10 protein-coding genes and 2 pseudogenes are annotated in these 13,892 nt (G+C 73.5%); 3 read left to right on the top strand and 9 right to left on the bottom strand.

Going from position 1 to position 13,892, the window contains the following annotated elements:
* Window positions 1-20 precede the first annotated feature (20 nt).
* On the top strand, window positions 21-239 hold the full coding sequence (locus tag ACGFNK_RS21045; protein WP_393417960.1) for a heavy-metal-associated domain-containing protein: 219 nt from the start codon (window positions 21-23) through the stop codon (window positions 237-239).
* A 205-nt stretch (window positions 240-444) separates the two neighbouring features.
* Here ACGFNK_RS21045 and ACGFNK_RS21040 read toward each other — a convergent pair whose 3' ends face one another.
* The 5 genes and pseudogenes from ACGFNK_RS21040 to ACGFNK_RS21020 all read right to left on the bottom strand — a co-directional run bounded on the left by ACGFNK_RS21040 (window position 445) and on the right by ACGFNK_RS21020 (window position 3,464).
* Window positions 445-1,350 (bottom strand): universal stress protein, encoded by a 906-nt coding sequence (locus ACGFNK_RS21040; RefSeq protein WP_393417958.1) that lies wholly within the window; start codon window positions 1,348-1,350, stop codon window positions 445-447.
* Window positions 1,351-1,609: 259 nt separating this feature from the next.
* Window positions 1,610-1,921, bottom strand: a complete 312-nt coding sequence (locus ACGFNK_RS21035; RefSeq protein WP_393417956.1) for a cation transporting ATPase C-terminal domain-containing protein — start codon at window positions 1,919-1,921, stop codon at window positions 1,610-1,612.
* A 133-nt stretch (window positions 1,922-2,054) separates the two neighbouring features.
* A pseudogene (locus ACGFNK_RS21030) lies at window positions 2,055-2,192 on the bottom strand (hypothetical protein); the annotation flags it as partial.
* Window positions 2,193-2,370: 178 nt separating this feature from the next.
* Window positions 2,371-2,565: pseudogene (locus tag ACGFNK_RS21025) on the bottom strand (cation-transporting P-type ATPase); the annotation flags it as partial.
* A gap of 17 nt (window positions 2,566-2,582) precedes the next feature.
* Entirely contained in the window at window positions 2,583-3,464 is an 882-nt protein-coding gene (locus tag ACGFNK_RS21020) for a universal stress protein (RefSeq protein WP_393417954.1), read from the bottom strand.
* A 284-nt stretch (window positions 3,465-3,748) separates the two neighbouring features.
* On the opposite strand from ACGFNK_RS21020, the gene ACGFNK_RS21015 reads away from it, so the two are divergent.
* Both ACGFNK_RS21015 and ACGFNK_RS21010 read left to right on the top strand, forming a co-directional pair.
* Window positions 3,749-4,228, top strand: coding sequence for a cation:proton antiporter regulatory subunit (locus tag ACGFNK_RS21015; protein WP_393417952.1), 480 nt, complete (start codon window positions 3,749-3,751; stop codon window positions 4,226-4,228).
* 3 nt (window positions 4,229-4,231) lie between these two features.
* Window positions 4,232-5,491 (top strand): cation:proton antiporter, encoded by a 1,260-nt coding sequence (locus ACGFNK_RS21010; RefSeq protein ID WP_393417950.1) that lies wholly within the window; start codon window positions 4,232-4,234, stop codon window positions 5,489-5,491.
* Here the strand turns inward: ACGFNK_RS21010 and ACGFNK_RS21005 are convergent.
* The 4 genes from ACGFNK_RS21005 to ACGFNK_RS20990 all read right to left on the bottom strand — a co-directional run bounded on the left by ACGFNK_RS21005 (window position 5,421) and on the right by ACGFNK_RS20990 (window position 13,785).
* On the bottom strand, window positions 5,421-6,308 hold the full coding sequence (locus ACGFNK_RS21005) for a universal stress protein (RefSeq protein ID WP_393417948.1): 888 nt from the start codon (window positions 6,306-6,308) through the stop codon (window positions 5,421-5,423). The two genes, ACGFNK_RS21010 and ACGFNK_RS21005, sit on opposite strands and share 71 nt — an antisense overlap.
* Window positions 6,309-6,606: 298 nt before the next feature.
* Window positions 6,607-7,551 (bottom strand): ABC transporter ATP-binding protein, encoded by a 945-nt coding sequence (locus tag ACGFNK_RS21000; RefSeq protein WP_393417946.1) that lies wholly within the window; start codon window positions 7,549-7,551, stop codon window positions 6,607-6,609.
* Window positions 7,548-10,325, bottom strand: coding sequence for a hypothetical protein (locus tag ACGFNK_RS20995; protein WP_393417944.1), 2,778 nt, complete (start codon window positions 10,323-10,325; stop codon window positions 7,548-7,550). Before ACGFNK_RS20995 ends, ACGFNK_RS21000 begins: the two co-directional genes overlap by 4 nt.
* A gap of 217 nt (window positions 10,326-10,542) precedes the next feature.
* Window positions 10,543-13,785, bottom strand: a complete 3,243-nt coding sequence (locus tag ACGFNK_RS20990) for an FtsX-like permease family protein (protein WP_393417942.1) — start codon at window positions 13,783-13,785, stop codon at window positions 10,543-10,545.
* Between the last annotated feature and the right edge of the window lie 107 nt (window positions 13,786-13,892).

Here is a 13,892-nt window from a genome sequence, read left to right as displayed (position 1 = left end):
GCAGCGAGAGGAGCAGAGTCATGGTGCAGGACATTTACGAGGTCAAGGGCATGACGTGCGACCACTGCGTCAAGGCCGTCTCGTCCGAGGTCGGCGCGCTCGACGGCGTCACGGGCGTGGAGGTCGACCTGGAAACCGGCCGGGTAACGGTGTCCAGCGGCGACCGCCTGGCATACGACGCGGTCGCCGAGGCCGTGGACGAGGCCGGCTACGACCTGATAGGCCGCAGCGAGCAGTAGGGCTCGCGGCCATGCGCAGCAGCCCGGAACGGTCCCGCCCGTGTACGTCGCGTACGGGCGGGACCGTCTTTGTTGCCACCGGCCTTCAAGCCACCGCCCTCGAAGCTGCCGCCGGCCCTGGAACTACCGGGCCGGGACGCCGTCGGACGCCGCGCTCGGTGCAGGATCTCCTGGCAGCGATGCCCAGCCCGGGGCATGAAGAGCGTCAGTCGTGGGCGACGACGGCGACGGGTGCGGTGGCGTGGTGCAGCACCGCGTGGGTGACGGCACCGATGTGGGCGCCGACGGGGTTGCGGCGCACGCGCCGGCCGACGACAACCAGGGAGGCGTCACGAGAGGCGTCGATCAGGAGGTCGGCGGCGCTGCCGGGGCGGGACACCTCGACGACCTCGACGTCCGGGTACTTCTGCCTCCAGGCACCCAACGCCTCAGTGAGTACGGCAGCCCTCTCGCGGGCGAACTCCTCGTGGGGCTCGAATCCGGATCCCATGGTGTAGACGGAATAGGGCGACTGGTTCCAGCCCTGGAGGACGTGCAACTCGGTGTCGCGGAGCCGTGCCTCCTCAAAGGCGAAGGCGATCACCGCCTCGTCGGAGCTGCCTGCGGGGAGGCCGAGGACGACGGGCCGGAACGCGGTGGCGCCGGACGGGACGCCGGCGGGATCCATGGCGTGTTCGTCGTCAGACTGTTCACCGGCGCGCACGAGGACCACGGGCACCTCGGTCCGGGCGACCACGCCCTGACCGACGGAACCGACCAGGAAGCCGCCGAGCCCGCTCAGCGCCCGGGAGCCGATGACCAGCAGTTCCGCATCACGGGCGGCTTCCGCGAGTACGTCGGAGCGCCGGCCGGCACGTTGCTCGGTGCTCACCTCGACTCCGGGGTGACGCAGTCTCAGGCCCTCGGCGGCCTCGCGGGGAATCCGCTCGGTCCAGTGCTGGTGGGTCTCGGCTCCGAGGAGCGATGCCTGGGCCATGCGCTCCGGCACCGGCTGCCACACGTGGACCAGCTTGACCGGAAGGTCGCGCAGCTTCGCCTCACGGGCCGCCCACTCAGCGGCGGCCAGGCTCTCGGCAGAGCCGTCGAGTCCTACGGTGATCGTGCGGGCCATGGTGTCCTCCTCTTGTGTCGGGTGATGCGGCTTCAGCGTCTCGTTCAGCGGGTTTCCGGGGCAGGGGCCACTGGTCCCGGGCACGGTCCGCCCGGCCCCATCGCGGACCGGTGCGGCGGGCCCGCCGCACCGGTGGTGTTCAGCGCAGCCATCCGTTGCCGCGGATGAACGGGAGCCGGGCCCGCATCCCGTCGGCCGGGTCGCCTCCGGTCACCTTCTTGAGCCTCGCCAGCCGGCGAAGTTGTGGAGTCTCACAGGGTCAGTTCTCGTGCTTCACGTCGGCCGGGTGGCTGAACCGTGCCTGTGCGGCCCGCCAGACATGCTCGGTCAGCAGCACGGTCGAGGCGGTGGCGAGGCAGATCGCCCACTGGGCCGGGCTGAGGGAGACGGTGTCGAACACTCCCTGGGCTACGGGCACCTGTACGGCGACGACCTGGAGAGCCAGGACGGCGGCCAGGCAGATCCAGAGGGTGCGGTTGTGCAGTTGGTGGCGTCCTGGGACGGGGCCGTCCTCGTTGCGCGCGGCCAGGGCGTTGCAGAGCTGGAAGAGGACGAACGTGCTGAAGGCCATGGTGGCGGCTGTCGCGGTGTCGGTAGCGGTCGGCGACGGGTACCGGGTCGTCGCCGTCGGCCGCGGCGGGCGCGGTCGTCTTGGCCACGGGGTGGGACTCGCCGGTCAGCGCGGCCTCGGCGGCCTCGACCGACTCGGCGACGGCCAGGCGCCCGTCGGCCGGGACACGGTCGCCGGCTTCCAGGAGGACGAGATCGCCGGGCACCAGGGTGCTGGCCGGGATCGCCCTCACCTGACCGTCGCGGCGCACGCGCGCGGTGGGGACCAGCATCTGGCGCAGAGCTTCCAGGCTGCGCTCGGCACGGCGTTCCTGCAGGTAGCCGATGGTGGCGTTGATGAGCAGGACGACGGCGATGACGAGGGCGTTCCTTGATCTCGCCGATGATTCCGGCGATGACGGCGGCGGCGAGCAGGATGCCGATCAGCCAGCTGCGGAACTGGTCCAGCAGGCGCAGCCACTGCGGCCTGCGGGCCGGTTCGGCCAGTTCGTTGGCTCCCCAGGCGGCGGCCCGCCGCTCGGCGTCCGCCGTGGCCAGGCCCGTGGCCGGGACCACGGCGAGCAAGTCCGCCACCTCGGCGGCGTCGCGCCGGTAGGCATCCGGCTGCGGGGGCGTCTGTACCGGCAGGGGGTGGTTCCCGGCCATGGTCTGCTGAGGCACGGTCACCCCTTGCCGCGGACGACGGTGACGGGGCAGTGTGCGTGGTGCAGCAGGGCCTGGCTTACGGAGCCGAGCAGCAGGCCGGTGAAACCGCCGCGTCCCCGGGCGCCGGCCACCACCAGCTGGGCCCCCCGACTCGCGTCGATCAGGGCCGGACGAATCCGGGAACGCACCAGGCGGCGCTCCACCGCGACCTGGGGAAAGACCTTCTGCCAGGCGGTGACCGTCTCGTCCAGCAGGTGCTGCTCGGCCTCACGGAGCTGGTCGACGTCCGCCACCATGGCGTTCAGGGGGTCGCCGGGACTTTCGTAGGCGCGCTCGCTCCAGGTGTTCCACACGTGCAGGGCCACCAGCGGGGCCTTGCGCAGTGCCGCCTCGGCGAACGCGAACTCCACCGCCGCCTCGCCGGCTTTGGAGCCGTCCACGGCCAGGACCACCGCACCGGCCGGATCGGGACGGCCGCGCACCACCATCAGCGGGCAGCGGCCGTGCGTGGCCAGATGCACCGCCGTCGAGCCCAGCAGCAGCCCCGAGAAGCCGCTCAGGCCCCGGCTGCCGACCACGGCCAGCGATGCCGACCGGGACTCGATCTCCAGTACCTGGAGCGCCTCCCCGGCCACCACCGACCGGGTGATGGTCATGCCCGGCGCGACCCCGTACGCCCGTTCCTCGGCGCGGGCCAGGACTCCCTGTGTCATCGGCTCCAGACCGTGGTCGGCCGGGCTCCACGGCGGTCCGCCGGTCGGCAGGTGTCCTGGGGCATGGCCGAAGGCGTGCACGATCCGCAGTGGGGCGCCACGCAGGTGCGCCTCACGAGCCGCGACGTCGACCGCCTCAAGACTGGAGGCGGAGCCGTCCACACCTACGATCACCGGATCAGTCACTGGGTTTCTCCCGTCCCGGAACGCCGCCGACGCGCCGCTCTTCCGCTCCTCAGCCTCGGCGCAGCCACCCGCTGCGCCTAGGGGCCATCAGGCCGTCCCGAGGGCCACTCGGCCCTGCCGGGTCCTCCCGGGCGGTCAGGACAATGGCCACGACCGAGCGGGTCGTACACCCCCTGTACGGGAACTTGAGCCCCCCGCGGCGCCTGCCGAAGACATGGGCACGGCGGGCCGCGACCACGGGTCCGCGCGGGAGACCCGAATTGATGACTGGCGGGGAGAGCCACATGGACGTCAACGAGGTGCTGCTGCCTGGCGTGGGGCTGCGGTACGAGTTCGTCAACCACGAGGGCGACCGGATCGGGGTCATCGCCCAGCGCTCGGGCGACTTCGAGCTGGTGGTCTATCCCGGTGACGACCCCGACGAGGCCCGGCCGGTGGTCCGGCTCACCCATCAGGAGGCCGACACCCTCGCCGAGATTCTCGGCGCCCCGCGCATCGCGGAGCGGTTCGCCGACCTGACTCGCGAGGTGCCCGGCCTGAGCTCCGGTCAGGTCACCGTGGGTCCTGGCAGCCCGTTCGCCGGACGCGTCCTGGGCGACACCCGGGCCCGGACCCGCACCGGCGCGTCGATCGTGGCCGTAGTCCGCAGCGAGGAGGTGATCGCCTCACCCGGGCCCGGCCAGACCCTGCGCGCCGGTGACGTCCTGGTGGTGATCGGCACCCGCGAGGGCATCGCCGGCGTCCAGCGCATCGTCCAGGGCTGACCGGTGCACACACCCATCGCCCTGCTGCTGGAGCTGGGGGTCATCCTGACCGCGCTGAGCCTGCTCGGCACGGTCGCACGGCGCTTCGCCCTCTCTCCGGTGCCGCTGTACCTGGTGGCGGGACTGGTACTGGGCGACGGCGGCATCGCCCCGGTTCCCGCCGCCCGGGACTTCGTCGACACGGGCGCCTCCATCGGTGTGATCCTCCTGCTGCTCGTCCTCGGCCTGGACTTCACCGTCCGCGAGTTCACCGTCAGCGTCCGGCGTCACCGCGCTTCCGCCGTCGTCGATCTCGCCCTCAACGCCGCCCCCGGCGCCGTGGCCGGCTGGTTGCTCGGTCTGGACGCGGGCGGCATCCTCGCGCTCGCCGGCGCCACCTACGTCTCCTCCTCCGGCATCATCGCCCGCCTGCTCGGCGACCTGCGCCGACTGGGCAATCGGGAGACCCCGGCGGTGCTGTCCTTGCTGGTGGTGGAGGACTTTGTGATGGCCGCCTACCTGCCACTGCTCGCCGTCGTCACCTCCGGAGGCACCTGGTGGCAGGCGCTGCTGGCCGTCGCGGCCGCCATGGCAGCCGTCGTCGCGGCCATCGCCGTGTCCTGGCGCTGGAGCCACCATGTGAGCCGGATCCTGTCCCACCCCGATCCCGAGCAGGTACTGCTCCGGGTCCTCGGCATCACCTTGATCGTCGCTGCGCTGGCCGAGATCATCCACGTCTCCGCCGCCGTCGGCGCCTTCCTGATCGGACTCGCACTGACCGGAGCCGCCGCCGACCGGGCCAGAACCGTGCTCAGCCCGCTGCGCGACCTTTTCGCCGCCGTGTTCTTCCTGGCCCTCGGCATTTCCGTCGATCCGGGCGACCTGCTGCCGATGCTGCCCGCTGCCGTGGCGCTGGCGGTGGTCACGGGGGCCACCAAGCTGGCCACCGGCTGGTACGCGGCCCGCCGCGACGGCGCGGGCCGCCGCGGTGGGCTGCGGGCCGGAACCGCGCTCATCGCCCGCGGCGAGTTCTCCGTCGTCATCATCGGCCTGGCCGCCCCCGCGCAGGGCCGCCTCGCGGCGCTGGTCACCACCTACGTGATGCTCCTCGCCGTCTGCGGCCCCGTCCTCACCCGCTTCGCACCCACCCGGCCGGCGGCCCCCCGCCCGCCCGCACCGCGGAACAGGGCGGGGGGCCTCGCACCGAACGCGGTCAGTGCCGCGCGTCCGCTGCCCGCACCACCGCGACCGGACAGTGGGCGTGGTGCAGCAGGGCCTGACTGACCGAACCGAGCAACAGCCCGGCGAAACCACCGCGGCCCCGGGCACCGACCACCAGCAGCTGCGCGGACCGGCTCGCCTCGATCAACGCCTCGCGCGTCCTGCCGTGCACCACCCTGTGCTCCACCACCACACCCGGGTACCGTGCCCGGTGGCCGGCGAGCGCCTCGGACAGCAAGCGCTCCTCCTCCGCGGCGAGAGCGCCCGGCGGGTTGGCGTACGGAACCGACGCGTCCTGCGGCGCGGGCAGCGGCGCGTTCCATGTGGTCCAGGCGTGCAGCGCCACCAGCGGTGCCTTCCGCAGCTCGGCCTCGGCGAAGGCGAACTCCACCGCCGCCTCTCCCGCGGCCGAGCCGTCGACGCCCAGCACGACCGGCCCGTCCGCACTCGGCTGTTCGCGGACCACCAGTACCGGACACCGGCTGTGCGCCGCCAGATAAATCGCCGTCGACCCGACCAGCACCCCAACGAACCCTCCCATGCCCCGGGACCCCACCACCACCAGCTCGGCCGCACGTGACTGTGACTCCAGAACCGTCAAGGGCTCGCCGGTCACCACCGCGTGGCTGACATCGACCTCCGGCGCCGTCGCCCGGGCACGCTCGACCGCCTCGGCCACCAGACGGTCGGCCATCTTCTGGAGCCCGCCCTCGGGCGGCCCCAGCGACGACGGGCCCAAGGCCACATGCATGGTCGGCCAGATGAACGCGTACACCACGCGCAGCCCCGCTCCACGCGCCTGCGCCTCCCGTGCCGCCGCCTCCACCGCAGCGAGACCCGACGCCGACCCGTCCACACCCACGACCACCAGACCACTCATCATGCCTCCTACGTCCAGACGCCTTGCTCTCTCCTCCCAGCCCACCCGGAAACACCCTCGTTGTCATGGGGCCTAGTGGCCACCGTCAGGGCCGACCGGTCCTGTGCCCGTTGTCCGGCACGACGGCCCTGGACTTCACGGGCCGGACCGTCCCCTGTTCGGTCCGGCGCCGGCCGCGACGGCGCTTTGTCGAGCATTTTCGGCGTGGCGAACGCCTCAAGCGCCTGGGCGGCGCAGCAGTCGCCGACCCGCTCGAAACACGACCTGAGGCAACACAGCGTGTGTCCACAGAACACTGCTAAGGCAGACCGGCAGGCCCGGGCCGGTCGCTCTCGTCCGGCCATACGCCCACATGGTCCGGCTCCGCTGTCAGGCGGACCCGGCCGCGCAGTCCGTAGCGTTCCACGTAGTCGCGGGGCAGTTGGAGACGGCCCGTGCGGTCGAGGACCGTGTACTCCTCCGCGTCCGCGCCGTCGGGCGTGCGGAGTGTCTCCGTCGACGTGCGGCCGTCGCGGATGCGGACCGTGCGGCGGACCTGCCCGGAGACGAGGGGGTCGTGGGTGACGACGAGGACGGTGGCGCCGAACTCCTCGTTGGCGCGGCGCAGCGTGGCGAACACCTCCTCGCCGCTCGCCGTGTCGAGCTCGCCCGTGGGTTCGTCGGCGAGTACGACACGTGGCGCGTTGGCCGTGGCGACCGCGATGGCGACGCGCTGCTGTTCGCCGCCGGAGAGTTCGGCGGGCCGCCGGTGGCGGCAGTGGGCGACGCCGAGTACGTCGAGGAGTTCGGCTGCGCGCGCGGCCCGTTTGCCGCGCGGCACGCGCGTGTACTTCATCGGCAGCGCGACATTCTCCAGGGCGGTCAGATACGGCAGCAGGTTGCGTCCCGTCTGCTGCCATACGAAGCCGACAGTGTGCCGGCGGTAGCCGAGCCGTTCGCGGCGCCCCATGGCGAGCAGATCGTGTCCGGCGACCCTGGCCCGGCCCGCCGTGGGCAGGTCGAGCCCGGAGAGGATGGACAGCAGCGTCGACTTCCCGGATCCGGAGGCGCCGACGAGCGCCATGCACTCGCCCTCCTCGACGACGAGGTCGAGGCCCTGGAGCGCCTGCACCTCGACCTCTTCGGTGCGGTAGACGCGGACCAGGTTGTCGCAGACGACGAGCCCGTCCTCCGCGCGCGGACGCTGGGCGTCACGGGCCCGCTCCTCCAGTTTGCGCAAGTCGTTCCCGTGAGGTTCGGTCAACGTTCCTCCGTGAGGCGCAGGACGGCGCCGAGTCCGCGGCGCCGTCCGATCCAGGTCTCCACCGCCACCGCGACGATCACCAGCAGGCCGAGGCCGACGCCCAGGGCAGCGGTCAGCAGCAGGTCGGGGCGTGGCGTGGGGGCGGCGGGTCCGCCCGTGAACTCCCGCAGTTCCAGGGCGGGTCCGAGCAGCGCGGGCAGTGTCAGGCCGAGCGCGGTGCCGCCCGCCACGGCAGCCAGCACCATCGGCAGCAGTTGGAGCAGGTGCAGCGCCGAGGTGGCACGGTGACCCAGGCCCAGCGTGCGCAGGTAGGAGGCGGTGCGACCGCGGGCCGGGGCGGACAGCATCAGTTCGAGTACGAGGGCCAGCAGGGCGAGGAGTACGGCGAGCCCGGTGCTCGCGGTATGCGCGGCCGCCAGGACGTCGACCATGCCGTCCGCGTCGGCCTCGGCCTCCTCCTCGGCGCGGATGCGCAGCTCGCCGACGGCGGTGTCGGAGGCGGCGCGCGGCACGAGGGCCCGCAGGTCCGCCACGTCCAGCCGTGGGCCGTACAGCAGGAGGGCGCTCTCCTCGAAGTCGCTTCCTGCGAAGGCCTTCAGGTCGCGGTTGTCGGCGAGGAGCAGTTGGTCGCGGGTAGCTGTCGTAGCGCGGACGGGGCCGATCGCCGGGTCGCGGAGTACGTCGTCGGGGAGGGCACCGACGACACGCAGGCCGATCTTCCTGCCGTGCGAGGTGATGGTGAGCAGGTCGCCGGCGCGTGCTCCGGTGGCCAGGACGCGGATGTCCCGGCCGCGTCCCGGTGCGGTGAGTCCGGCGTCGTCGAGCGCACGGCCCGCGGCCGAACCGGGCGCCACCGCCCGGAGTTTCGCGCCGTCGAGACCGATGAGGCTCGCGATGCCGTACCGCTCGCCGCTGGTCCCGCTCGTCGGGTCGACGCGCAGTTGCCGCACGCTGACGGTGTCGCGCACTCCGCGCACCCGGGTCAGCCGTTCGGCGACGTCGGGGTTGCGGCCCGCGCCGCGGAAGGAGGCGTCGGCGCCGACCTGCCAGGCGGCGGCCTCGCGGCGCCCGTCCGTCAGGGTCCCGGCCACCAGCCCCCCGAACACCGCTCCTGCCAGCGTCACCACCAGGACGAGCAGCGCGAGCGCCCGGGCCGGTGCCTCCTTCGCGGCCCGGGAGAGCGCGATCAGGGCCACCACGCCACGCCGCCGCGCGGACCAGCGCGCCAACAGCCGTACCGGCAGCGGGTAGCAGCGCACCAGTACGGCGACGGTGGCGAGCCCCAGCAGCGCGGGCACCGCGGCGAGCAGGGGGTCGGGCCCGGCGTCGCCCGCCGTGCCGCGGGTCCGCAGCGCCCACACCCCGGCCGCGGCGAGCAGCAGGACCAGCGCCTCGGCGACGATCCGGCGGCCCGCCGCATGCCGGCTCGGCTCATGCCGGGTGCGGGTGGTGCGGTCGCGCAGGGCGTGCCAGGTGAGCGCGGGGAGCAGCAGCCAGACGAGCGCGGCGACAAGCACTCCGTAGTCGTACGAGGGTGAAGGGCCCGGCAGTGCCCGCGCGACGGCGAGTCCGGCCGCGAGCCCGAGCAGCACGGCGGGCGCGGTCTGTGCCGCCCGTGCCAGTGCGAGGCCCGTCGCGGAGGCGCCGCGGGCGATCTGCAGCCGGTGGGCGTCGAGGCGGCGGCGTACCGCGAGCAGCGCCGTGACGGCGGCGGTGAGCAGTCCGGTGACGAGCAGGGACGCCATCGCGAAGGAGATCACGGTGCGGCCCTGCCGCCACTGCGTGCCGAACTCCGTGATCGCGTCGGGAAGTTGGCTGCTGTTCTGCAGGGTGGAGGCGGCATGCGAGCCGATCTGGCAGAAGTTGCCGCCGTAGTCGGCGATGTCGCCGCAGAAGACGGTCCGTGCCTCGTCCGGGTAGCGCGCGAGCAGCCGCTGGAGTTCGCCCTGTCCTTGCTCGTCGGCGAACCGTGTGGCGGTGTCCGCGTCGAGGTCGAGGCGCAGGCCCCAGTCGACGGTGAGCGGGGCGCCCGCCTGCGACTGGAGGGTGGTGACGGTGCGCGGGGCGACGAGGGCGCGGGCCTCCCAGTCGATTCCGGAGATGCTGCGAGGGAGATGCTGCGAGGGCCGCACCAGCTGGGGCTGCTCGCGCCACAAGCGGTCGCGATGCGGGGTGAAGAACCCGACGACAACGGCGGTGGCGTTGACGTGCCTCAACGCCCCGGGCTGGACCGGGAGTTGCTGCCCGAGCCGCAGCCTCAGCGCATCGCGCGTGCGGGTGGAGACGGCGATCTCCACGGCCTTGCTGTCCGGGTCGGGCGGCCGTCCCTCGGCGTAGGCGGCACGGCCCGGCGCGTCGGAGGCGTACACCAGCCCCAGTCCCACCTCCCCAGCACCCGTGGCGGTGCGGACGAGCGGCAGCTCGACACGGGTCGAGTCATGCACGAGGCCGCCGTCGAGGCCGTCGGGAGCCGCGCTCTCGATCACATCCGTGACGGGACCCAGATCGTCACCCAGATCATCCGCAGGGCTGTCCTCCCCCGCATTCCCCGCCGGGTCGAACCGCGCGCTCAACTGAACCCCCGGCTCGGCCCGTTGCTCCTGCTCCAGCCGCGAGACGAGCGCCCGCCCGGCAAGCCGGTCGAGCAGCCCCGGTCCCGCGGCAGCGACACCGGTGAGCAACGCCACGAGCACCACAAGGCAGACCAGCAGGGGCAGTTCGGCCCGCGCTTCGCGCAGGGAGACGGAACGGACCGGCCGTGTCGGGCGCCTCATATGCACTCCCCCGCGTGCGGCACCTCGCCAAGAGGCAGGCCAGCAGGGGCAGTTCCGGCCACACCCCGACGAAAGCCGACGGGACTCAGCGGCAAGGCAACGCGCCTCATCGGTCCTCCCCCGCCCGCAACACCCTCACCAAGAGGCAGACGAACAGGGGCAGTTCGGTCCGCACCCCGGCCCAAGCCGACCGGGCCTGGCAGCCACACAACGCGCCTCACCGGTCCTCCCCCGCCCGCAACACCCTCGCCAGATCAACCCGCCCCAGGAACCGCGCCGCCACCGTCACAACGCCGCAGATCACCAACGTCGTCGCCGCCGCCGTGAGCACCACCCGCCCCCACGGCACCTCGGTCAGCAGCCCGGGATAGACCGGCCGACCTGTGTCGTCGACCGTGACCACCGGCATGATCAGCGCGGCCAGCAAGGTGCCCAGCACCGTGCCGAGTACCGCCGCCACGGCAGCCAGAGCCAACTGTTCGGTCCACAGGTACGCGGCGAGCTGGCGGCGACGTACACCCAGGGCCCGCAGCAGTGCGAACTCCCGGGCCCGGGCCCGCGCCGAGAGTGCCGTGTGCAAGGTGAAGCCGACGACGGCGAAGGCCGGCGCGAGGACGAGGCACAGAGTGAGCGCCCCGCGGGCACCCTGCCGCAGCGGGTCCGCGGCCAGCCGGGCCCGGGTCCCCGGCACGTCGACAGCCGTGCCGAGCCGGGGGTCCGCCCGGACGGCGCGCAACGCGGCACCCGCATCCCCCCGTTCGGCGGCCACCCACCAGGCGGTGTCGGCGCCGGGCAGCGCACCGTCGAGTACGAACTGAGCGGCCATGGCACGGGAGTCGGCGAGCAACCGGGGTCCGTCGCGCTCGACGCCCGGCACGGCGTCGATCTCCCCGACGATTTTGATACGGGCGCTGCCGCCGCCCACCCGCTGCAACCTGACCGTGTCCCCGACACGGACCACACCGGTGTCCAGCATCGTCCGGTCGGCGAGCGCGGGCGCGGCGGGACGTCCCTTGGCGCGGTCCGTGCCGAGCCGCACGCTCCACGTCGGGTACTTGATCTCGGTGTCGGGCCCGCGCAGCACCGCGTTCAGGAGCGTGCCGGGCGCCGGACGGTCGGAGCACAGTACGGGCCCCGGAGCACTCCCAGTCTTCTTCGAAGGCGTGGCCCCGGGACAGCCGGCGACCCACTGGTCCGGGGCGTCGGTGCGCAAGTCGTGCCAGGCGGCGGGCCGCGTGAGCCCGGGCACGCGGTCGACGCTGAGGCGGTAGGTGCGCCGTACGCTCTCGCCGGTCATGCTCAGGCCGAGCTGAACGATGCGTACGCCATCTCCCTGGGCCGGAACCTTCAGCCGTACGGTACGAGCCGCGCCGTCCGTGTCCTCCAGCGCGACCTCGCTCGCGTGGGCGAGACCGTCCGCGTCCACGAAGTGCACGGTGAGCCGCACGGGCACAGGGGTGCCTGGCCCGTCGGCGAACAGCCGGACGCGCAGCGGGAGTTCGCGTGGAGAACCGTCGAGCGGCAACCCGTACGCGGGGATGTTCCGGCCGAGCGGGGCTACGAGCTCGGACACCGGCCGGTCGCTGAGGTCGGGGCGCAGGGCGGGCGCGGGGCCGCGCGTGGTGTCGATGCCGGTGACGGTGACCCAGCTCTGGCCGAGGTAGCCCTCGGTGTCGACGACGGGGGTGACGGCCCGGGCGCCGGGCAGTGCCGTGTACGCCGTGCGCCGTTCGCCGGGCGCGAGCCGCCCGTCGGGGTCGATCCGCAGGTCGGAACCGACCTGGAAAACCGCCTGGTCATGGTCGCCGCGGTCCAGGATCGCGAGCGCGGTGCTGCTGAGCGCTGCGACGGCCAGGGCGAGCGTCACCAGCAGCGCGGGCCCGGCGTGCCGCGCGGCCCGCCGGGCGATCTGCCAGCCGCCGAGAGGCAGCACGAGCCCGGTGCCGCGCCGCGCGAGGGGCTCGGTGACCCGCGCGAGCACTGGGAGCGCCCGCAGGACGAGCAGCGCCGCGGCGGTGGTCATCGCGACGGGCGCGAGGACGAGTACGGGGTCGACGCCGCCGCCCGTGACCGGCGAACGATACTGCCGCAGCTGCAGCCAGCCGAGCACGGCGACAGCCGCGAGCCCCAGGTCGGCGCCCAGCCGCTGCGCCCCCGCGAACCGCCCCAGGCGCAGCCTCAGCCTCCGCACCGCATGCCGGTCCCGTACGGTCCGCACGGTCGGCAGCAGCAGCGCGGCACCATGTACCGCGACGGCGAGCAGCGCGGCAGCCCAGCCCGCGGTAAGCGTCGCCGACGCGGGTACGTCGCCGGGGATCAGCCCGGCCCCGTCGAGCAGCCGGAGCAGCGGACCGGCGAGGAACGGCGCGGCCAGCCCCGCGGGCACGGCCACGGCCGCCCACTGCACGGCCGTCGCCAAGGCCAGCCGCGAGGTTCCGGCCCCGCGCGAGGCCAGCAGCGCGAGTTCGGGGCGGCGGTGCTCGGCGAGCTGGCGCGCGGTGAGTACGAGGGCCGCGGCGGCCAGGGCGGCGAGCAGGGTCGCCGGGATGTAGAGGCCGGCCCGGGCCACGGCGATGGGGGCCGCCAGGTCGTCGAGCGCATCGTCAAGGGTGGACTTGGCAACAAGCTCTGTCGTGGGCTTCGTACCGCGGAACACGGAGAGCGTCACGTCGCTGCCGCCGAACCGTCCGGCCCGCCGCTCCAACGGCCCGATGTCCCCGAGCCGCAGCCCGCCGGTGGCCGGAACGCCGAGCCAGAGCACGCCCGCGTCCCCGGCCAGAGCGGGCGCCGCCGTCAGCGCCTCGCGCTCCACCAGCGCCACGGAGTCGGACGTACCGAAGGTGGTGGTGCTCAGGTTCGCCCAGACGGCCGGGCTGCGGCCGTCCGCCCGGTACAGCCCGGCCACCCGCATCCGCACCTGCGGCCCGCCGTCCGGCTGCACCCGCAGCTCGTCGCCGGGCCGCACCGCGAGCTCCACCGCGAACACATCGCTGATCGCGGTCTCGACGAGTCCTCCCCCGCCGGCCGCGCTCGGCCAGCGCCCCGCCACCAGCCGGGCATGCCGCCGCGTCTCCTGAAGAGCCACCACGGACAGGCTGGCGTCGTCCCGCCGACGGCCGTCCGCCTCCGTCACGCTCAGCTCGGCGGACCGGACAGCCGGGACCCGTAACGCGGACCAGGTGTGATGCGGTACGCCACCGAAGGCACGGTCGACAGCGGCCCGTACGAGACCGTCCAGCTCCCCCACGCCACTCAACGGGTACGCCCCCGAGACATCGACCACGGCCTCGGGATCACCGGCGAGCCGCCGCTGCACCCCGCCCTCGACAGCCTTTTCGGAGAGCGCCGCGAGCGCCGCCAGCACGGTGGCGGCAAGCAGCACGGCAAGGCCCGCGGCGCCCAGCACCAGTCCGTGATATCCGGTCCCCCGCACCGCGGCAGGCGTACGTCTCCCGCTCAACTGCCCGGTCTCCCCCCGTAGTCGGGCACAGTATGGGTCGGTACGTTCGAGGACCGCAATGGTGTGGAAGAAGCCGGCGGGCATAGTGCATTTGGCACGGGGCGGAA

Origin of the sequence: Streptomyces sp. NPDC048825, assembly GCF_043198355.1 — a bacterium.
Taxonomy (GTDB): Bacteria; Actinomycetota; Actinomycetes; order Streptomycetales; family Streptomycetaceae; genus Streptomyces; species Streptomyces xiangluensis.
The sequence above is the reverse complement of the archived record's forward strand: the minus strand, read 5'-3'. Positions and strand labels throughout refer to the sequence as shown.